Origin of the sequence: Lacrimispora sp. (assembly GCF_031982545.1) — a bacterium.
In the GTDB taxonomy this organism is placed as follows: domain Bacteria; phylum Bacillota; class Clostridia; order Lachnospirales; family Lachnospiraceae; genus Lacrimispora.
In genome coordinates this window covers 124842-146657 of record NZ_DALYXB010000008.1, presented here as the reverse complement: position 1 = coordinate 146657, position 21816 = coordinate 124842, and the positions used below count along the sequence as shown (strand labels likewise).

General features: G+C 43.7%; 19 protein-coding genes. 2 read left to right on the top strand and 17 right to left on the bottom strand.

From position 1 onward, the window contains the following. Positions 1–162 precede the first annotated feature (162 nt). Positions 163–1353 carry a site-specific integrase gene (locus tag ABS301_RS14780; protein WP_349672948.1) on the top strand — a complete coding sequence of 397 codons (1191 nt, stop codon included), beginning with the start codon at positions 163–165 and terminating at the stop codon, positions 1351–1353. Between the two features lie 145 nt (positions 1354–1498). Here the strand turns inward: ABS301_RS14780 and ABS301_RS14775 are convergent, their stop codons facing one another. The 8 genes from ABS301_RS14775 to ABS301_RS14740 all read right to left on the bottom strand — a co-directional run bounded on the left by ABS301_RS14775 (position 1499) and on the right by ABS301_RS14740 (position 9773). Then, entirely contained in the window at positions 1499–2509 is a 1011-nt protein-coding gene (locus tag ABS301_RS14775; RefSeq protein WP_349668091.1) for a GGGtGRT protein, read from the bottom strand. Between the two features lie 74 nt (positions 2510–2583). Then, the gene (locus ABS301_RS14770; RefSeq protein ID WP_104436424.1) at positions 2584–3276 is read right to left on the bottom strand and encodes an iron-sulfur cluster assembly scaffold protein; all 693 of its coding nucleotides are present in this window, start codon (positions 3274–3276) and stop codon (positions 2584–2586) included. A 178-nt stretch (positions 3277–3454) separates the two neighbouring features. Beyond that, the gene (locus tag ABS301_RS14765) at positions 3455–4702 is read right to left on the bottom strand and encodes a C40 family peptidase (protein ID WP_349672947.1); all 1248 of its coding nucleotides are present in this window, start codon (positions 4700–4702) and stop codon (positions 3455–3457) included. 86 nt (positions 4703–4788) lie between these two features. After that, positions 4789–6153 carry an MATE family efflux transporter gene (locus ABS301_RS14760; RefSeq protein ID WP_349672946.1) on the bottom strand — a complete coding sequence of 455 codons (1365 nt, stop codon included), beginning with the start codon at positions 6151–6153 and terminating at the stop codon, positions 4789–4791. A 61-nt stretch (positions 6154–6214) separates the two neighbouring features. After that, positions 6215–7603 carry an NADPH-dependent glutamate synthase gene (gene gltA / locus ABS301_RS14755; protein ID WP_349672945.1) on the bottom strand — a complete coding sequence of 463 codons (1389 nt, stop codon included), beginning with the start codon at positions 7601–7603 and terminating at the stop codon, positions 6215–6217. Further along, complete coding sequence (locus ABS301_RS14750; RefSeq protein WP_349672944.1) at positions 7603–8493, bottom strand: sulfide/dihydroorotate dehydrogenase-like FAD/NAD-binding protein; 891 nt, start codon at positions 8491–8493, stop codon at positions 7603–7605. Before ABS301_RS14750 ends, gltA begins: the two co-directional genes overlap by 1 nt. 134 nt (positions 8494–8627) lie before the next feature. Beyond that, the gene (locus ABS301_RS14745) at positions 8628–9134 is read right to left on the bottom strand and encodes a dihydrofolate reductase (RefSeq protein ID WP_349672943.1); all 507 of its coding nucleotides are present in this window, start codon (positions 9132–9134) and stop codon (positions 8628–8630) included. A gap of 15 nt (positions 9135–9149) precedes the next feature. Beyond that, positions 9150–9773 (bottom strand): hypothetical protein, encoded by a 624-nt coding sequence (locus tag ABS301_RS14740; protein ID WP_349672942.1) that lies wholly within the window; start codon positions 9771–9773, stop codon positions 9150–9152. A gap of 226 nt (positions 9774–9999) precedes the next feature. Between ABS301_RS14740 and ABS301_RS14735 the strand changes: the two genes are divergently transcribed. After that, positions 10000–10320 (top strand): helix-turn-helix domain-containing protein, encoded by a 321-nt coding sequence (locus ABS301_RS14735; RefSeq protein ID WP_349672941.1) that lies wholly within the window; start codon positions 10000–10002, stop codon positions 10318–10320. Positions 10321–10380: 60 nt separating this feature from the next. On the opposite strand, the gene ABS301_RS14730 is transcribed toward ABS301_RS14735, so the two are convergent. The 9 genes from ABS301_RS14730 to ABS301_RS14690 form a co-directional block, all read right to left on the bottom strand. Then, the gene (locus ABS301_RS14730; RefSeq protein ID WP_349672940.1) at positions 10381–13545 is read right to left on the bottom strand and encodes an AAA family ATPase; all 3165 of its coding nucleotides are present in this window, start codon (positions 13543–13545) and stop codon (positions 10381–10383) included. After that, positions 13542–14711, bottom strand: coding sequence for an exonuclease SbcCD subunit D (locus ABS301_RS14725; RefSeq protein ID WP_349672939.1), 1170 nt, complete (start codon positions 14709–14711; stop codon positions 13542–13544). The genes ABS301_RS14730 and ABS301_RS14725 overlap by 4 nt, the downstream gene beginning before the upstream one ends. Before the next feature lie 123 nt (positions 14712–14834). After that, positions 14835–16118, bottom strand: a complete 1284-nt coding sequence (locus ABS301_RS14720; RefSeq protein WP_349672938.1) for a hypothetical protein — start codon at positions 16116–16118, stop codon at positions 14835–14837. Positions 16119–16144: 26 nt separating this feature from the next. Beyond that, the gene (locus ABS301_RS14715) at positions 16145–17236 is read right to left on the bottom strand and encodes a LacI family DNA-binding transcriptional regulator (RefSeq protein ID WP_349672937.1); all 1092 of its coding nucleotides are present in this window, start codon (positions 17234–17236) and stop codon (positions 16145–16147) included. Positions 17237–17296: 60 nt separating this feature from the next. Further along, positions 17297–18706, bottom strand: a complete 1410-nt coding sequence (gene uxaC / locus ABS301_RS14710; RefSeq protein ID WP_502877968.1) for a glucuronate isomerase — start codon at positions 18704–18706, stop codon at positions 17297–17299. Between the two features lie 16 nt (positions 18707–18722). Next, entirely contained in the window at positions 18723–19523 is an 801-nt protein-coding gene (locus ABS301_RS14705; protein ID WP_349672936.1) for an SDR family NAD(P)-dependent oxidoreductase, read from the bottom strand. A gap of 2 nt (positions 19524–19525) precedes the next feature. Beyond that, positions 19526–20779 carry a UxaA family hydrolase gene (locus tag ABS301_RS14700; protein WP_349672935.1) on the bottom strand — a complete coding sequence of 418 codons (1254 nt, stop codon included), beginning with the start codon at positions 20777–20779 and terminating at the stop codon, positions 19526–19528. Continuing rightward, complete coding sequence (locus tag ABS301_RS14695) at positions 20772–21095, bottom strand: UxaA family hydrolase (RefSeq protein WP_349672934.1); 324 nt, start codon at positions 21093–21095, stop codon at positions 20772–20774. Before ABS301_RS14695 ends, ABS301_RS14700 begins: the two co-directional genes overlap by 8 nt. Positions 21096–21106: 11 nt before the next feature. After that, the gene (locus tag ABS301_RS14690; protein WP_349672933.1) at positions 21107–21811 is read right to left on the bottom strand and encodes an RraA family protein; all 705 of its coding nucleotides are present in this window, start codon (positions 21809–21811) and stop codon (positions 21107–21109) included. Positions 21812–21816: the final 5 nt, after the last annotated feature.

Sequence of the window (21816 nt, the reverse complement as noted above, 5' to 3'; positions counted from 1 at the left end):
GAAAAACCGCCCGGTATTGGCGTACCGAACGGCTTAAATATAGATTTTCTCTTGTCGGGATTACCGAAAAGATACAATCATTCTCATAAAGATTATATCATTTTCGTAACGTCCTGACAAGGGGCGTATTTTTATACTCAAAAATAGAAAGGAAATGATACAATGGGACAATTAGGTGCTAGAAAACGAGGAAAAACCTGGGAGTGGTTTTTTGAAAGTGCCCGCATAGATGGCAAAAGAAAGCGAATTACTAAAGGAGGCTATCGAACTAAGGCGGAAGCTATAGAAGCTGGAACACAGGCAAAAGCCGAATATGATAACGCCGGAGCTCATTTTTTGCCTTCCGAAATATCTGTAGCAGATTATTACGATTTTTGGTTAGAGGAATACTGTAAAGTAAACCTAAGTATGGATACACTAATTGGGTATCAAAAAAAGGTCGATCTACACATAAAAGCAGATTTAGGAATGTATAAGTTAAAATCCCTTACACCAGCTATTATACAAAAGTTTCTTAATGATAAATTCAACCAGGGCTACAGCCGTAATACATTGTCCGTATTTAAAGGGTTATTAACCGGGGCTCTCAATTATGCCGTTGAACCAATGCATTTTATAAAATACAACCCCGCTGTAGGAGTTAAACTTCCATCACATCGAGCAGTGCCAGAATCCCCCTCCAGAAAGAAAGATCGGAACATAATTCCCGCTGAACAATGGGAAGTCATTATAAATCGCTTTCCTGAAGGTCATACCTGTTTTATTCCATTGCAGCTTGCTTACCGATGCGGCCTACGCCTGGGAGAAGCATTTGCTCTCACATGGAACGATGTGGATATGGATGCTAAAACATTAAATATAAACAAGCAGGTTCAAAATTTAGATGGTATGTGGACATTCTATTCTCCAAAGTATAATTCCGCCCGTATTATCCCTTTAGACAGTAAAATGCTTGATATTCTGAAACGAGCAAAAGATAATCAGGAACGATCAAGGGCATATTACGCTGAGTATTATACAATTTTATTCGAAGATGATAAAAGACATATTAACACAGAAGGCAAAGGAACCGAATTATTCATGATTAATCGCCGCGAAAACGGAACCTATATCCAGCCACGAGTCCTACAGCACTGCAGCCGGATCATACACCATCAACTTGGGTTTACTAATTTTGATTTTCATTCCCTTCGGCACACACACGCCACTATGCTTTTAGAGAATGGAGCAAATCCCAAAGATGTGCAGGCAAGACTGGGGCATAAAAATATACAGGAGACACTTCAAATATACACACACGTGACTTCTAAAATGCAAGATCAAACTGTCGACATACTTGAAAAGATATTGTAGTTTGTCTACCACTAATTATTTTGGTAGACAAACGGTAGACAAAAGCATCATATTACCCCACCGCGCAAAAAGAGGAGCCGCCCAAAGCGAACTCCTCTTTCCTATATCAAATGGTATTTTCCCTTGAAATATCAAGGTTTTATCATTAGAATTTACCTGCGTTAGCAGCCTCTTCAATACCAACAGCTACAGCTACAGTAGCGCCTACCATTGGGTTGTTACCCATACCGATCAGACCCATCATCTCTACGTGAGCTGGAACGGAAGAAGAACCTGCGAACTGAGCGTCAGAGTGCATACGTCCCATCGTATCTGTCATACCATAGGAAGCTGGACCTGCTGCCATGTTATCTGGGTGAAGGGTACGTCCTGTACCGCCGCCGGAAGCTACGGAGAAATACTTTTTGCCTTTTTCTGTACATTCCTTTTTGTAGGTTCCTGCTACCGGATGCTGGAATCTGGTTGGGTTGGTGGAGTTACCAGTGATGGAAACGTCAACGCCTTCCTTCCACATGATAGCAACGCCTTCTGTTACGTCGTTTGCGCCGTAGCAGTTAACTTTTGCTCTTAAACCTTCGGAATAGGATTTTCTGAACAGTTCTTTTACTTCGCCTGTGTAATAATCCATTTCAGTTTCTACATATGTAAATCCATTGATTCTGGAAATGATCTGAGCTGCGTCTTTTCCTAAACCGTTTAAGATTACTCTTAATGGTTTCTGACGTACCTTGTTTGCCTTCTCAGCAATACCGATAGCGCCTTCTGCTGCTGCAAAGGACTCGTGACCAGCAAGGAAACAGAAGCAGTCTGTGCCCTCTTCCAGAAGCATCTTTCCAAGATTACCATGACCAATACCAACGTTACGCTGATCAGCTACGGAACCTGGGATACAGAAAGCCTGAAGACCTTCACCAATTGCTGCTGCTGCATCTGCTGCTTTTCTACAGCCTTTTTTGATTGCGATCGCTGCGCCTACTGTATAAGCCCAACAAGCATTTTCAAAACAGATAGGCTGGATCTTCTTCACCTGTTCGTAAACATCCAGACCTGCATCTTTTGTAATCTTTTCCGCTTCTTCAATGGAAGCGATGCCATAGCTGTTTAATACAGAATTGATTTTGTCAATTCTTCTCTCATATGATTCAAATAAAGCCATTATCTTGTCCTCCTTATTATTGGCCAAACCTCTTCGCTTTCATAACCGGATACCGGCAGGCTTTCGCCGACCGATTATTCGTGTCTTGGGTCAATGATCTTTGCAGCTTCCGCTACACGGCCGTACTGCCCTTTTGCTTTCTCCCAAGCAGTGTTGGGATCATCACCTTTTTTGATGAAATCAGTCATCTTACCAAGACTTACAAACTGATAACCAATGATCTGATCTTCTGCATCAAGAGCTATACCAGTTACATAGCCTTCAGCCATTTCCAAATAGCGAGGACCTTTCTTTAAGGTTCCATACATGGTACCAACCTGAGAACGAAGACCTTTTCCTAAGTCTTCCAGTCCCGCACCAACTGGAAGTCCGTCTTCTGAGAATGCACTCTGAGTTCTTCCGTATGCGATCTGTAAGAATAATTCTCTCATCGCTGTATTGATGGCATCACAAACAAGGTCTGTATTCAATGCCTCTAAAACGGTTAATCCTGGCAGAATCTCAGCTGCCATAGCAGCGGAGTGTGTCATACCGGAGCATCCGATTGTTTCCACTAATGCTTCCTGAATAATACCCTCTTTTACGTTAAGGGTCAGCTTGCATGCGCCCTGCTGGGGAGCACACCAGCCGACACCGTGTGTCAGACCGGAGATATCTTTAACTTCTTTTGATTTTACCCATTTTGCTTCTTCTGGGATTGGAGCAGCGCCGTGATGAACGCCCTGTGCTACTGTGCACATCTCTTCTACTTCATGTGAATAAATCATGTTAAAACTCCTTTCAAATAAGTAATCATCATGAAAAGTACTTTGTTAATTATATCACATCATACTTGATATCATTTTCTCATATTCTGTCGAATTCCGCAAGTGTTTTTTAGGGCTTGCAAAACAGCCGGAGGTAGAAACTGACCCATTTCTTCCCTCCAGCCGGCTATAATACTGACTATTGTATGATTCTCCTCACCGATAAGATGGTACGATAGGTGGCTGTACCAACCTTGATACCGGTAGCTGGAGAGCTTGCATGAACGATCTGGCCATTCCCGATATAAATACCAATATGACCTGCATAGCAAATTAAATCTCCAGGCTGGGCATCGGAGTAAGAGACCTCAGCTCCTGCAGAGCGCTGCTCAGAAGAACTTCTGGGCAGGGAATATCCAAAATGCCTGTATACAGACTGCACAAATCCGGAACAGTCCGCCCCGCTTGTCAGACTGGTTCCGCCAAACACATAGGGGTTCCCCACAAACTGCAGACCATAATCCGCAACGGATCTTCCCTGAGCCGTTCCCCCTGCGCTTTTCGATGCAGTAGGTCCGGAGTATTTGTTATTATTATTGGTGCTGCGGCTGCCGGTGTTAGAGGCGGCTTTTTTCCTTGCATCCTCTTCCGCCTTTTTACGTGCCTGCTCTGCTGCTTTTTTTCTGGCTTCTTCTTCCTTGGTCTTGCGGATTTCTTCATTCTTTTTTGCTACCGTCTGAGCATAAAGATCCGCATCCTTCTTGGCCTGTGCCAGCTGGCTGTCAAAATTGGAGACTTCTTTTTTCTTTGTTGCAATGAGAGTTTCCAGCTGTTTCTTCTGATCCTTATACTCCAGCTCCATTACTTCCATCTCATTCTTGTCCTCTTCCAGATCATCCTTATAATCAGCAACCTGCTGCTTCGTCTCCTGGAATTTTACAAGCATCTTCCGGTCATATGTATAAATTCCTTCCACATATTCCGCTTTATTAAGCAGATCCGACATATCCTTTACCTGAAGAAAGATATCCATGTACTCTGTATCACCCTTCTCATACATATACTGGATTCTTTTTTTCATGGCAAGATACTGCTTCTCTTCTTCTTTCTTCGCTTCCTGGTAATCCGATTCGGCCTGCTTAATTTCTTTTTCTTTATTGGCCATATCGTTCTCTAAGACTTTAATATCTGATAAAAGAGCGGTTAAATCAGTGGTAAGCTTAGAGACCTGATTTTGAGCCGCATTTTTCTTGTTGGCAGCATCCTGTGCCTGTTTATTGGCCTCATTCAGCTTTTTCTGAGCTTCCTGCTTTTCTTTTTCCGCCTTGGAAGTCGCAAAGACCGGAACAGTCTGTGTGCAGACCATGGCACTTATCATGATACCGCAGAACAGTCTTCGCACTACCCCTGCATTTTTATGATACATAATCTGTACTTTTCGTTTCATCGTCAGTTCCTTTGCATTTTTTCTATCTTTATCCCTCCTATATGTTAACGTAAACCGAGGGTAAAATTCAAGTCCAAAATGAAATTTTATAGATTTTTTTTCTCCTGATGTTTTCCAATCTTTCTGGATACCACAATAAAACACAGGAAAAACAGAATTCCCTTTATAATACTGGATATGGAAAAAGCCCACCAGATTCCGTCAAGTCCCAAAGAGGTACTTCCAAGGAACATGGCAAGAGGAATTCTGGCTGTGGTAAACACAATACTGATTACAGAACTGAGCAAGGTTTTTCCAAGTCCTGAGAGTGCACCTACCGTGGTAAGCTCCACGCACATAAACATCTGGCTGACACCTAAAATAACAAGATAGCGCACGCCCATAGGAATTACATCTGCCTCATGTATGAATAGTCCAAATATCTGCTTCGGAAAAACAATCAGCAAAAAGGTACAAAATAATCCCCATATAAACATGACTGCCACTGCCGTGAAATATCCCTTTTTTACTCTCCCATACTGCTTTGCTCCATAATTCTGACCCACAAAGGAATTAATCGCAGCTGCAAAACCATCTGCAGTCATCCATGAGATGGATTCAATCTGCCCGCCTACCCGGAGTACGGCAACTGCCGTATCACCAAATTCAGCTACAAACCGGGTTAAAATCATGGAAATACTGGTGTATATTAAATTCTGGACAGAAGCAGGAAATCCAATTCTGATCATGGAGCTCATATAATCCCATGGTACTCTTTGAACCAGCCGTACCTTATCAAATACCAGTTTGTCTTTACGAATTGCAATTATGAATACAAGTGTTACAACTGCCTGGGCAAATACCGTAGCTGCTGCTGCCCCGGCCACGCCAAAACCTTTTACCGGCCCCACTCCGAAAATTAAGATGGGATCTAAAACCATATTTAAAACAAGTCCTACCACATTCGCCTTTAAAGGAGTTCTGCTGTCTCCCATGGCTGTGAGGATACCTGTCAGAATCACATTCATATAGGAAAATACAATCAGCCCGCAGGTTATTTTTAAATATATCTGGGCATTCTCCACGATCCATCTGTTGCTCAGTCCGAAAAAACCAATCAGCGGCTTAGCGCCAAATATACAAAGAGCACCGTAAAGAATAGCAAACAGAACGCCAAGCTGAAGTGCCCCTGATGCATATTGAGCGGCTTCTTCTTTCCTGCCTCCCCCAAGAGTATGGGCAACTTTAACCTGTCCGCCCATCTTAGCCAGTGCAACAACTCCCTGGGAAAGCCACACATACATACCCCCTGCACCCACCGCAGCAACCGATGAAGCGCCAGCAATGCCGATCCACGCCATATCCGTTAAGTTATAAGCCATCTGGACCAATGCAGTGACCATAATAGGAAGTGCCAGCTCTGTCAGTGAAGTAAAGATGTGTCCCTTTAGTAAATCTACTTTTTTATTCATAAAAAATTTTTCTCCGTTTCAAAAGGGCTGCCAAATGAGCGGCAGCCCTGATCTGTCCGGATTAATTCCTGGCAGAAAGATATTCGTCAATTCCTCTTGCACCAGCACGTCCGGCTTCCATGGCCAGGATTACAGTTGCAGCACCTGTCACTGCATCTCCTCCCGCATATACGCCTTCCTTGCTTGTCTTTCCTGTAGACTCCTCTGCAATAATACATCTGCGCTTATTAATATCCAGTCCCCTGGTGGTATTGGATATTAAAGGATTGGGGGATGTTCCCAGTGACATGATGACAGTATCTACATCAATGACAAATTCAGATCCTTTCACCTCTACAGGTCTTCTTCTGCCGGAAGCATCCGGTTCTCCAAGTTCCATTCTGATACATTTCATTCCGCTTACCCAGCCCTTCTCATCGGTGAGAATCTCAATGGGGTTTGACAGAAGATTAAAAATAATTCCTTCTTCTTTTGCATGATGGACTTCTTCCGCTCTTGCAGGAAGTTCCGCCTCGCTTCGTCTGTAAACAACATGCACCTCAGCGCCAAGACGAAGAGCGGTTCTGGCTGCGTCCATGGCAACATTGCCACCGCCGACAACTGCCACCTTTTTACCTGCTACAATTGGGGTATCGTAGTCGTCACGGAATGCCTTCATTAAGTTACTTCTTGTTAAGTATTCATTGGCGGAGAATACACCATTGGCATTCTCTCCGGGAATTCCCATGAACATGGGAAGTCCGGCTCCTGAACCGATGAATACAGCCTGGAACCCTTCTTCATCAAGAAGTTCATCAATAGTCACAGACTTTCCAACGATTACATTGGTCTCAATCTTAACGCCCAGCTTTCTGACGTTATCGATCTCCGGCTGTACTACGCCGTCTTTTGGAAGACGGAACTCAGGAATACCATAAGTAAGTACACCGCCCGGCTCATGAAGTGCTTCAAATATTGTAACTTCATATCCCAGCTTTGCAAGATCTCCTGCACAGGTAAGACCAGAAGGGCCGGAACCAATGACTGCCACTTTCTTTCCATTGGTTTTTTCAGGTGCTTCCGGAACAATACCATGCTCTCTGGACCAGTCTGCAACGAACCGCTCCAGCTTGCCGATAGAAACCGGTTCTCCCTTAATTCCGCGGATGCACTGACCTTCACACTGACTCTCCTGGGGACATACACGTCCGCATACCGCCGGAAGTGCTGAGGATAACGCGATCACTTTTGCAGCTTCCTCAATATTGCCCTCTTCCACCTCTTTAATAAATCCAGGTATATTAATGGATACAGGACAGCCCTTTACGCACTTGGGATTTTTGCACTGAATGCAGCGGCTGGCCTCTTCTCTTGCTTCTTCTTCATTATATCCAAGACATACTTCTTCAAAGTTTGTCGCTCTTACTTTTGGATCCTGTTCTCTGACTGGTACTTTCTTTAAAACGTCCATTAGTTGTCACCTCCACACTGTCCGCAGCCGCCATGATGAGTATCGCCTTCCTGGGTTTTTAAAATTGCACGCCCTTCTTCGCTCTTATACATCATCTGACGTTTCATGGCCTCGTCAAAATTCACTTTATGGCCGTCAAATTCCGGGCCATCCACGCAGGCAAATTTGACTTCGTCCCCAACAGTGATACGGCAGGCTCCGCACATTCCTGTACCGTCTACCATGACAGGGTTTAAGCTGACAACGGTTGGAATTCCTAATTCCTTTGTTAAAAGACAGGTAAACTTCATCATAATCATGGGCCCTATGGCAACACAGACATCGTACTGCTTTCCCTGATTATTCACAAGATCCTTAATTACTTCGGTAACCATTCCTTTTCTCTCATAGGAACCGTCATCCGTGGTCACATATAAATTGCCGGCCTGTTCTCTCATGGCATCTTCTAAGATCAGCAGATCCTTTGTCTTTGCGCCTACGATTACATCAACCGATATTCCGTGCTCCCTCATCCATTTTACCTGAGGATAAACAGGAGCAGTTCCAACACCACCGGCTACAAATAAATAGTTCCGTTTCTTTACTTCTTCCAAATCTTCTTCTACAAATTCAGATGCATTCCCTAAAGGTCCTACTACATCCTCAAAGCTGTCCCCTGTTTTTAGAACAGCCATCTTTTCCGTGCTGGCACCCACTGTCTGAAATACAATGGTAATTGACCCTTTGTCACGGTTATAATCACAGATGGTGAGCGGAATACGCTCCCCTCTGTCATCCATCTTTACGATAACAAATTCTCCAGGCTGGCAGGCTTTGGCAATCCGGGGTGCTTCCACATCCATCAGATAGATCTTGTCAGCTAACATCTCTGCTTTTAAAATCCTGTACATCTTCATCCTCCTAATGTCTTCGTGAATATACCTTTGCACCGTTCCTGAAAGCCATCCTGACAATCAGGTGAAATGGTACTCGTTCCATATTATCATTTTTAAATATCAAAGACAATACGTATTAAAAAATATCATTATTTTTTTATCGATTGACCAGTCCTCTGGTACATGCGGAACGTATAACACAAATTAAAGTATGTCTGTTCTTCACTTTCAGCACACATCTCCCAGCCGGTATCCTGATCCAGATTGGGGAAATGGGTATCTGCACTGTATGCATAGTCTATATATGTCACATGAGCTGTATGGCAATACGGAAGGAACTGTTCATAGATACTCTGACCGCCAATAACAAAACATTCTTTTCCAGGATGCTTTTCAAGCTCTTTCATCACTTCTTCTATGCTGTGGCAGATGGTAGCGCCTTTCACCTTATAATCAGTATTTCTGGTAAGTACGATATTGGTTCTTCCATATAATGGCTGTTTTCCCGGAAAACTCTCCAATGTCTTGCGACCCATGATAATAACTTTTCCAAGAGTTTCCTCACGGAACATCCGCTTATCCTCAGGTATGGATACCAGAAGCTGCCCCTGGTTCCCAATGGACCAGTTTTTATCCACTGCTACTATTAAATTCATAAGCATGTCCACCTTTTATTCTTCCTCTGCAAGGATCAGCTCCTTTGCGTAAGGAAGGCTTTCGATCCAACTGCAGAATGTATGCCATTCCTTTAATTTGTGGCTTCTTCTTGCAAAATAAATGTTGATTAAAGTTTCATAATTTAATGTACAGGTACGCATCTGATTGTAGCTGGAGGGGAGAAGCTGGATCATGTCATACCAGTCTTCCTTGTTCTTTGTTTCTATATAACGCAGTCGAATCTTCTCTAATTCTTCCACAACACTTCCCATAAAGGCAAGGGTTCCCTCTGTCATATGATCATGGCTGAAATCGTCCATATCAAATGGTTTTGAATGCATCTTATGCATGGTACTTGTAGAATTCGCTACAGTAGATACCTTATAGGTATCGTATTCCTTCCACCAGTATATAGGAGCAGTCACATCTACCGAAACAAAGATCTGCCGGATAAATTTTCTATGATCGCTGCCAGCTTTTCTTAGCCGTCTGGCAAGCCCCAGATCATTTGGTCCCAGTATGTACTCCCCTTCCTCATTATACTCGCTGTCCATACGGTCCCAGCTGTTCATTGGGTTTCTTGCACCACGTATGGCGTTTTCTATGTTCATAACACTGGTTCTTTCACACTTTAACATGGTATCTTCCTTTCTAACTGCGGATTCCCTCTTGCATGATCCTATCCATTATAAAACAAAACAGGTGTTACGTCTATTCCTTTATTACCCGATTTGCGCTTAATAAACAAACATTATTTTTGCGAAAATTTACATAATAAAAAAAATAATATCTGTTTTCTATTGAATCATAGCCAATAGTCTTCTATAATTATAATATTAAGTTTTTGGAAGGAGAATGATACCAATGGATGAAAATTACATACCGTTAAGGCTGGCACAGCTTCGGACTAAAAAAGGCATATCAGCCAGAGAAATGAGTCTTTCACTGGGACAGGCGGAAGATTACATCAGCGATATAGAATCCAGAAACAACACACCATCAATGGACCACTTTCTATTGATTTGTGAATATTTAGGGATATCGCCAAGGGAATTTTTTGATGAAGAAAATCCAAACCCCATCCTGCTTCATGAACTGATCACAGAGCTGGAACCACTGGGGGACCAGGACTTCGATAACCTGCTGAATCTGCTGTTTGAGGGCCAGAAAAAAATAAGAGAATAGCGAAAAAAGCAAGCGGGAAAACTGACTTTTTAGTTCCCAGTCTCCCGCTTCCACCACTGATCAAAGGCAGGACAGGTGATCCAGCTCCCACCGGATTTTACTGCCACTCTCGTTTTTGAAAACGATCAGCTTCTTATCAATCTGTTCTTTTAATTCACTTACATGGGAAATAATTCCTATAAGTCTGTGTTCTCCCGCAAGTTCCAAAAGGATCCGTACTGCTCTTAATCTGGATTCCTCATCTAAGGATCCGAAGCCTTCATCAATAAACATGGCATCCATCCGCACATTTCCTGCTGTTCTTTGAATAATATCTGCCATTCCAAGAGCCATGGCGAGTGCTGCCATGAAAGATTCTCCTCCAGACAATGTTTTCACATCGCGCAACTGCCCGGTCGACAGGCTGTACACGTCAAGATCCAGTCCAACCTCCCCCTGTTTTCCCAGTGCATTTAAATCCCGGCACTGCAGTAAAAACTCACCGTCAGACATGATTTTTAACCGCTTATTGGCGGCATAAACCATCTGATTAAAGTACTGACGCTGCACATAGGTCTGAAAATCCAGACTGACGGAAAGCTTTCCATTGGCTGTCTGGTTTAAACTATGATACAGCTGGTATTGCTTCTCAAGTTCTTTCCGTTCCTTAAAAAGTTTTTTTAAATTACTCTCTGTCCGCTCAGTCCGGCTTTTGATCCCTGCTATTTCTGCCAGTTTTAACTGGAGTAGTTTTTGTTCTTCCCTTAAGACGACAGCCTCTTCATCCCAGTGTGATGTATCGATTCTTTCCCTGCCTTTTGTCTCTTCTTCGTACTGGTTAAAAATCGTCCTGGCAGTGAGACACGCCTCCTCATAGCTACGTATTTCCTGCTGCCAGACTGTCCTCTGTTCCGAAGACATCTTTGCCTTCTGATAGTCTGTTTCGTCAGAAAATCCCAGTTCGGTAAGCAGGGAATCATAAGCCTCTTTTGAACTCTCCTGCGCCCTTAGAAGGGTCTCTCTGTTCTCTTTTAATGAAGCAAGACGGCCTCTCTTCTCCTGTTCCTCTTCTGATAACAGAAGAAACCTTTCATTAGCCTGTTTCTCCTGGGCCAGCAAAAGTTCTCTCCTGTTTTTTAATTTTTCCAGCTGAACTTCGGCCTGCTTCTCATCTGGGTAAGGAAGATTCTTTTCTAATTGTTCCCGCTGTGCAAATAAAGCTGAATTCTCCACTTTCTTATCCTGCCACTCAGTCCGCAGTCTCTCTCTTACCTGCTCCAGCTCTGCCATACGAAGCGCATCCGTTTGCCTGTCTTCAATCAGTTCCTTTAAACCGGCTTCTGCTTCTTTCGCTTTCTTTTCTTCCTCCCCTGCTTTCATTAGCAGAACCTGTGTTTCCTTCTCTTCGAGCAAAAAACGCTCCTCCATTAAATCCAAATCAATGCATGGATCAAACCATAAACTGGCTTCTTTCTTAATCCATTCTTCCTGGTGCCGGCAGCTTTCATATCTTCGTATCGTAAGAAGTGCTGCTTCAGATCGTCGTTCATTTGCCTGGTCTCTCTTAATCCTGGCTTCATCTACCATTTCAGCTGTGATACTGTCATCATAAAACTTCGCTTTCTGCGGGTGGTGGATGGAGCCACATACAGGACATGCGGTCCCTTCATTTAAATCCTTTGCCAGCAGACCTGCCTGATGTTCAAAAAAGCTTTGATAGAGAATGGCATATCTGGATTGTGCTTCTTCGTATTCGGTCTGCGCCTCCTTCTCAGAAACCCTTAATTGGGATACTTCCAACAGAACTTCCCTGTACTGTTTTAATGCCTGCAGAAGGTTCTTTAAAGCTTCTTCCTTTCTCGTATACTGGCCTGCAAGTTCTTTTAAGTCAGAAAGTTTTGCAGCTGCTGCTGTCAGAGACTCCTGCCTTCTTTCATATTCTTTTAATCGCAGGCTGACTCTTTCCAGTTCTTTTTCTGCTTCTAAAAACTGCTTCCGGGATTCCTCCTCAATACTTTTTTTGATCCGGCATAGTTCTTCCGTCTTCTTCCAGTCCTGGTACAGAGGCATGGAAGAATTAAGCCTGTCTAATAAAATAGTAAGCTTTGGAACTTCTTTTTCTGATGCTTCCTGGGTTTCCACCGCAGCTTTCTTTACTACGGCAAGTATTTCCCCTGCCTTTTTAAGCTCTTTCTCAAGCTCTCCTTCCCGTTTCCCGGCTGCTTCCCAGTCATTTTTTCTGTCCTTATACTGAATCTCTGCCGTATAAACTTTTTCTGCCCGTTCACCTATGGCAAGGCGTTCTCTTTTAAGCTCCCAGTCCTCACTCTGAAGCCTCAGTGCCTCCATGCGGTCAGCGGCTTCTCTTAATTTATCAAACAGCCGGTTCTGTTCCATAGCCTGATTTCGTTTACGTTCCACACTGGAAAGAGTTTCACTGCTTATTTCCCTCTTCTCAGAAAGCTGTTTTTCTTTTCCGTAGATTTCATCCAGGATAACAGATACCTGATTTATGATCTCCTCTATTTTCGTCTCTGGAAATTCCAGCAGCAAAAACCACTGGTCTTTATGTATGCTGTCCTGCAAAAGCTCCAGATTTCCTGTCTCATGAGCGCAAAGCTTCCTGTTGTCCTCCAGCTTTCCTGCATAGAAATTATTTTTTTCTTTTAACTTATACTGAATCCGGCTGTAAATTCCGGTATTGAAAATTCTGGAAAAGATTTCTTTTCTTTCTTTGGAAGTGGCCAGAAGAAGCTTTAAATAGTCTCCCTGTGCAATCATTGCAATCTGGGAAAACTGACTTAAATCCACTCCAATAATCTCTTCTATCTTCTGGTTGATATCCCGGATATTTCCGGCAAATTCAAGTCCGGTTGGAAGAATCAGGGAAGCTTTTGCAGGAACTGAGATTTTTGTATATTCTCCGTCTTTGTTTTTCCTCTTACTGCTTCTTAAATAGGAAGGACTTCTTGTAATTTCATAGGTTTCCCCCTGTTCTAAAAAGCGGAAGGTAACGAAAGTCTCCCTGTAATCGTCTGCATACTGGCTGCGCATCATGGAGGGTTCTCTTCGCTGTCCGCTGGTTTCTCCAAAAAGAGCATAGGAAACAGCATCAAATATTGTAGTTTTTCCAGAGCCGGTGTCTCCCGTAATGAGAAAAATCCCATGACCTGCAATCTGAAAATCCACCGTTTCCATATCTTTGTAGGAACCAAATGCCGACATGGTCAGTTTCAGCGGTTTCATAATCCTTCCTCCTCCTTTGCTTCCTGCACAATTTTTTCCATGGCCTCATAAGCTTCCTTCGTCATCTCTTCCCCGCTTACAGCCTTATAAAACTGCTGGAACGCTTCCAGTGGGTTTAATACAGATACACGCTCCTCTTCCTCCATCATCTTTTCCCTGGTGCGCACATTATCCACTTTCAGTTCCAGCAGATAATCATAAACTTCCTTTAACTGTTCCCTGATCCGGTATGGCTCATCCTCATCGGTCAGCGTGACACTTACAAAATCATGCCGGTTTTTATCATCTGCACGGCTTAGAACCTCTTTTAGTGTCCCTCTCTCACGCCTTACATCCTGAATTCCGCCAAGAGGAAGAACTTCACAAGCAGGTAATTCCCCTTTTGCTCCCATTTCTATGACAGTGATCCCTTTTCTGTGGTGTTCCTCACTGATGGAATATTTGAAAGGAGTCCCGCAGTAACGGATCCAGTCTGTTGAGACCTTTTGGGGACCATGAAGATGCCCCAGTGCTACATAGTCGAAGGGAGGAAGCACGGAAACATTTACCCGGTCCAGACCGCCTGCCATTATGACCGCCTGTTCCGATTCACAGGTTTCCGGGTCTGTGCTTCCCCCAGTATAGAACTGATGGGACAAAAGAACATTCCGCTCCCTGGTGTCAATGGCTTCTCTTGTAAGAACCTCTTTAATGGCATTTTCATATCCCTCCGGCTGACTGTCGGGAAATAAATTTCTTACGTAACCCGGCTTTAGAAAAGGCATCAGATAGAAATTAACCGGACCGTATTGATCGGATAGCACCACCTTTTTTAAGTATTCGTTCTGATTTTGAGGCGGCATCACCGACAAATGAATGGAATGTTTCTCCAGGAAGGAACCTGCATAGGAAAGCCGTTCCGGAGAATCGTGGTTCCCTGCAATAATGAGAACGGAAGGCTGCGGCCGGATCATGGATAGGGCATTTAAAAATCCCCCAAACAGGGTATAAGCTTCTGCCGAAGGAGCTGTCTTATCATAGATATCACCGCAGATTAATATTACATCGGGTTTTTCAGTAACTGCATAATTAACAATCTGGTTTAGTACAGCCTCCTGATTTTCTTTCAGGCTGTAACCATTTAACTGTTTGCCAATATGTAAATCGGACAAATGAAAGAATTTCATCCTTCTTTCTCCTTTCTCTTTTTACCTATCATACCATAAGGTGCTTATATTTAACAGAAGGATGAAAAAACAGGCATCAATCATTCGTCATTTTCCGACGATCTGATGCCTGCTTTATAACTTTTATCGGTTTAACGGCTCCGTGGAAGACACACAGTAAACATTTACATTCTGATTCCAGCGGCTGTTAAAAAATATCCGATCTCCAGAGTGACTGTATATCGGATGGGGATGGGCATCCTGTCCCAGCCAGTCACTTTCATGCTTACAAAGGGGAATCCATTTCAGTTCTCCACCCTCCCAGTCGACCAGTACCCGGCAGATGTATTCCGCATCTTTTTTATGAGGATCCGGTCCATTATCCGTACTGTTTTCCCTTGTTTTTTTAACTTCCCATGGATATTTAAAGTATCCGTCGCACACCAGATTACCGGCATGATCCATGGTGAAATGTCCATAAGCATTATAACTGTCAGGAAGGGCAATCTCCCAGTATTTCCCGGTACCCAGCTCATATTTGCCAACCATGGCCGGACCTCCTGCATAGCCTCCATGATAGATAATACTTGTCCCGTCGTCACTCCACATCTCGTGGCAGACCCAGTCGTTTCTGCTTCTTAAATAGCCTCCAGTACTACCCAGTGTATCACTTCCTTCCCTTCTTACAGGGGTCAGCGTATCCTGACTATGGTCATAAAGCCAGATTCTCCGAATTCCACAGTCAAAAGAGGCCCATTCGTGATTATACATAATCAGATCAGAATCTTGCGGGTGAAACTGTACATGGGTAATCCAGCACTTTTCTACCACTTTCTCATACACCATATCGCCGGTATTAGTATCATAGACACATAAGTAACTGTTCAAATTTTCTTCCTGAACGCGTCCATCAATATCATAAGCTGGTCTTTTGTCCAGTCCGGAACCCTCCGTTTCCGGATCAAAATCCAGGCATCTGCCATCTGTCATGGGAACACAGAGATATTTTCCATCTGAACTGGCATGGGTGAATGCGGTCATTCTTCCTTCCGGCACGGTATTTAAAACAGTAACAGTACCGGTTAAATCTGCCTTGCAGATCTTATCATCCTGGATAAAGTAAACCACATCCCTTTTGCTGTCCAGGCACACACTGGCTTTTCCCAGCCCCTGACCTAATGTGCCGTCAAAATACACATAGCTTTTTAAAATCCCTTTTTTATTCTCAGTCAGAAACCGTTCCTCACCTGTCAGTAAATCTTTGACCATGACATTGGGGTTTCCTCCTTCGTCACAGATCATATAGATCTTCTCGTCTTTCTCGCTGATGGATGATGAGGTAAAATACAAAAGCTGTGTATTATAAAGATCCCTATTTCCCGCACCACCGGTCAGCATACGGCCATTTAGCATTGATTGTTCCATCATGTATTGCAGCTCCTTAAAACCTGCACTTACTCCAAAAAGCGCAGTGAATTTTTTTCATATAGTGACATATTACTTCTAAAAATCATTTGACTTCCAACCACAAAAAGTTCATCCGGGATGGCATCCCGAAGCAGATAATCCATGAGAAATTTGGTTGCCATAAAAGATTGGGCATAGGGATTTTTCTGAACCAGATTCTGGAAAGTTCCCCTTCTTAAAAATTCCTTATTTTCAGGAAACAGGTCACTGCCTATTGCCACAAGATCTTTGGATCTGCCGCTTTCTTCAAGAGCCCGTCCAAGCATAACGCTTGATCTGGAAGAGACACAGCATGCTCCAGCTACATCCGGACGGTTAATATAGTCCAGTATATTTTTATAAGATTCCTCATCGATCTGGTTGGAATGTTCTTTATAAACCAGATTTCTATGGCAGTTTTCTTTCATATAATCTTCAAATCCCTTTTCAATCAGACGATGAGACGGATATTCTTTTCTGCCCGCACATAACAGGACGCTGCCGCAGAATGGTATTCTCCCTAAAAGCTGTTCTGCCATGGTTCTTCCGATACTATCATAGTCAGCCGCAACACAGCACAAGCGGCCGCTTTCTAAAATATCCGTATCTACAAGAGCTAACGCAAGACCCCCATCCGTATACCTGCGAAGCTGTTGTGGCTCATAAGGGCAGCTGTTGCCCTGTATTACCAGTCCATCAAGTTCACCTGCTTCCAGAAGCTGTGTCAGCTCGCGAAGCGCCAAATCCCTGTCATCGTCCGTTGATCCGCACTTCTGGTTTTCCGGATACGGGAACTCCCTGCAGCTTATTTTATAATCATACAAGGTGTTTACATAGGTTCGCATACCATTCCAAAGCTGGGGATAGTAAAATCGGTTATCCTCATCTACGCCGGGAAAACAGGCAGCAATGCGCAGTGTCTTTCTTTTTAAAGAAGCCGCTACTGCATTGGGATGGTAGTCCATCTCCTTTGCCAATGCTATTATTTTTTCCCTGGTCGCTTCTCCTACTCCCGGCTTATGATTTAATGCCAGATGCACCGTACCGATGGATACTCCTGCCATGCTTGCTATGTCTTTAATCGTGGCCCTTTTCATCATCAGGCTCCTCCTTGTATCTATTCTTATATTAATCAAATGAAACTCAGGGCCTTTGAACGATCAGGAAAATCCAAAATACTCCTTTGCATTATAATAGCAGATATTCTGAATTATCTTTGACAGCTCTTCCTCTCCACCAAAATATTCTCCCCGCTCTACCAGTTCACCAAAATAATTGCAAAGAACTCTACGGTATAATTCATGACGGGGATAAGATAAAAAGCTTCTGCTGTCTGTGAGCATCCCTGCGGAAAGACTGACCGGATACAGATTGGCTGCTGACTTTAACTGACGTTCAATTCCATAGCTCTGATCATGAAACCACCAGGGAGCCCCCAGCTGCACTTTGGCCCGAGTCGCCTTTTCACAAAACCCTGCAGCAAGTATAGCATAATTTTCTGTATTTGTTCCATCTAAACAGTATAAAATAGTCTTTGGAAGAAGATCAATTTCATTGAGATGATTTAAAAGTTCGCCTACACTCTGTACCTTTGTTGAATCATCTGCACAATCAAAACCGGTACTCGGCCCAACCTCTTTTACATACCTCCGGTTTGCATTTAAGTATGTACCAATATGAAGCTGCATCACAAATCCATAATTACAGTATAGCTTTCCCATTTCAAGTAGAAAAGCACTTCTGTACTTGTTATCCTCTGATTTGGTTATTGTCTCTCCTTTTATGGCTTTATCAAAAATTCTTTCTATTTCTTCTTCTGTGCTATTCTCCCAGGTGAAGTCCGGTATGCCATGATCGGATACCGTAGTTCCGGTCGTATCTTTGAAAAATCTGAGACGCTTTTCCAAAGCTTTACCCATAGTTTTAAAGGAATCAATATTCATCCCTGCCGCTTCAGCCAGGGACATAATATAGAAAGGAAACCCTTTTTCAGCTGCAAACATGGCTTTATCGGGACGAAATGCGGTGATTACTCTTGTTTTTAAAGACAGATCATGCTTCATGGAAATATGATAGCGCAGATCATCAATAGGGTCTTCCGTTGTGCTGACTAGTTCTACATTGGCATGCTCCATACACCAGCGCGGTGTCATATTCTGTTTTATAATCATCTGCTTAGTAATTTCATAGATCTCTTTTGCATTGGCAGAGCCAAGTGGTTTGTCAATTCCGAAAAAACGCTTTAGTTCCAATGCGCACCAGATGTAGATTGGATTTCCAATCAGCTGGGGAAGAATTTCGGCAAATTTAAGATATTTCTCATAGTAAGTAGTATCCTTACCGGTGATGTATTTCTCATCTATTCCAAAGGTTCTCATGGCACGCCATTTATAATGATCTCCGGACAACCACATTTCTCCCAGATCCTCAAACTGCCGGTTCTCAAAAATATCCCTGGGCAGGAGATGACAGTGATAGTCTATGATGGGCATTGGCTCTGCATATTTGTGATACAGCATTCGGCCCGTTTCATTGGTTAAGTATAATTCCTCATGGAAACACGTATTCATAATCTAATCCTTTCTCCTAAAAGCCAATTAAGGCCCCGCCGTCTACCGGCACGCAGGTACCGCTGATGTAACGGGCTGCCCTGCTGCATAAAAAAGCAGCGCACATCCCCACATCCATGGGATCTCCCACTGTTTTTGCCGGAATTCTCCCCATAATTTTCCCTAGTCGTACCGGATCACTGTCTGTGGCTTTATGAAACATGGGTGTATCAATCCAGCCAGGAGCAATGGCATTTACAGTAATCCCGTATTCAGCCAGCTCCGCCGTAAGGGTATGAATCAGTCCTAAATACCCCGCTTTTGCTGTAGAATACCCGGAAACCTGGGGCTGACCAATATAACTTGTCATACTTGCCTGAAATAAAATTCTGCCATGACGCTGTTTCATCATCTGGGGCACCAGTGCCTTAGTTAGCGCAAAGGCTCCTACAAGATGAACATTCAGCACCTGTTCATATTCTTCCACGCTCATCTCCCAGATATATTTCTTGCAGTGATTACCGGCATTATTCACAAGAATGGATACCGGTCCCTGTTCCTGGCTGATGCGTTCTGCCATATGCTGTGCCTGGTCTGTCTGAGTAATGTCAAACTGGTAATATACAGCCATATCTCCAAATTCTTCCAGGGCTGCTGCGGCCTGCAGGGGTGTTTCCATACTGAGAACCACCACTTTCGCGCCTGCATGGACAAGACATCTGGTAATCGCAAGCCCCAGTCCTGTGGCTCCTCCTGTAACAACTGCAGTCTCTCCTTTTAAAGAATAATAGTCTGATATACAAAATTCCTCAAGCTCCTGATTTGTGAAAGCTGCCATCTCTATTCCTCCTGTGCTGTTTTCCGACAGCTTTTGATAACAGCTGCCTGTTTTTCCTGATATTTATAAGGAATAAAAAACTCCCTGTGAAAAAGTGCCTCACTTTTTGTTAGCGTTCCTTCTGCCGTCCGTTTTACCAGGGCTGCAAGGGAAAGGGCAAGTTCCTCCTGGCTGCATTCTCCCATTAATACCGGACTGGCATCAAAGTCCATATCCTCTTCCATGTGAAGATAAGTTTGATGGTTTCCGGTAATTTTAATGCAGGGACTTACGGCGCTTCCAACTACATTGCCTCTTCCAGTCACTAAGAACACCAGATGAGCACCACAGCTGATTAAATCCATAAGCCCTTCATTGTCATTGGGATTCGTAATACCAAACTGCATCCAGTAGGGATCAGGAGTGGAATCCAAAAGCCAGAGTCCTGGTTTTTTAGGGGCCTGCGCAACTTTTAAAACACCCTCAATCGGCCGGCTTCCGCTTTTTATAACAGCTCCCATGCTCTTTTCCTCAATTGTGCTTAGCCCCCCTGCAAAATTCCCGGGACTGACCGAGTACTGCCTGACTGACTTACAATAATCCAGGGCTTTTCTATAAGTATATTGAATTTCATTTTTGGCGGCTTCACTGGCTCCTCTGGAAACAAGAAAATTTTCCAAACCAATGGCTTCCACAATTTCTTCAAAAATCGCCGTTCCGCCCCAATCAAACAGGAAATCATAAAAACGTCCTACTGCTACATTGCCAGCCAGCCCGCTGGTATAATCACTTCCTCCGCATTCTGCGCCAATTACCAGATCAGAAAAACCCATCTCCACCCGTCGGACAGACTTTATGGCTTCCTGCATACGGCGGATAAATGAAATCCCTTTTTCTACAGACCGGCGTGTCCCGCCTTCTTCCTGTATAAACAGCCAGTCAGCTTCTTTTCCTTCTTCCTCAGCAATTCGTGCAAGCCGCTCTGGCTGGACATATTCACATCCCAGGCCTACCGTAAGAACAGCACCTACGTTCGGGTGTCTGATCAGACTGATCAGAAGGTTTACGGCATACTGGTTGTCTGTACATCCATCAAATCCAACCAGCTCCACGTCAGCGCTGGCGATTCGATCCACAATCTGCCTCGCTACAAATTCACTGCATTTTACAGTATAAATAACCAGTACACGGTTGCGGATTCCCTTATTTCCATTCCTGCGCTCATAACCAAGCCAGCGTGCATTTTTAAGCTCCACCAACTCCCCTCCTTTATTCATATCTGGTGTCCTTAGGAGCACCAGTAACAGCATCTAAGTGACTGGAACGTTCATCGTATACACTGCAGATATTATGAAGATGAACCCAGCTTCCTTTCTGAATCACTTTTGTTGCTTTTCCAATAACTACACCATATTTTATAATGTCATCTCCAGGTTGCATGGTGCTAAGAGAGATCTTATGTCCAACCGGAATTTCTTCTATTGCTGTCTCCTCATCCTTTATTTTTTCTCCGCGAATCAGGACTCTTCCAGGATTAATTGGCTCAAGGGACGTTGCCACGTTGTCATCTTTATGAATTTGAAATGCAAACACGCTCGTTCTCCTTACAATATGCCGAAGGCAGCAAATGCTTCTGTAGCACTCATACCCTCTTCAATCGCCTTTCTGACCTTCTTTTCACCTGTCGCCTTTTCCAGAGACTTTTCCAGTACTTCACTGGCAACTTCTCTTGGAATGATGAGCACACCGTCAATGTCACCAAATACAAGATCCCCGTCATGAATTGTTACCTGTCCGATTTCAATGGGACAGCGGAACTCACTGACATAAGTACGAACGCTGGAATCCTGTGCCCAGCAGGCTCTGGCAAATACCGGCCAGTTTAATCCAAGAACCTGGGGCGTATCTCTGGTGTAGCCGTCTAATACTGCTCCTGCTGCCCCTCTCACCTTTGCGGTGGTTGTTAAAAGTTCTCCCCAGAGAGCGCTGTTATGTGCTCCGGTGGCTATATAAATCTCGTTTGGTTTCAGTTGATCCAAAGCCTCCGTTAAATATCCAAACGGTTTTTCAGGCATCTTAAATACGTCGTGTTCCAGTACCGTACAAGCGTATCCTGCAAGTTTAAAACGATTGTCTGGTTCGTCATTGAACTTGCCGCCAATGGGTGCAAGAGCAGGTAATGGTCTTATCCCGGCAGGCAAAAACTGGTGAGTATATCCCATCTGATCCAGAATATCTCCTACTACCGGCGTATATAGCTTCTCTTTCATCAGTTCAAACATTTCTTCGTCATTCTTCCAAATTGCCATATTAA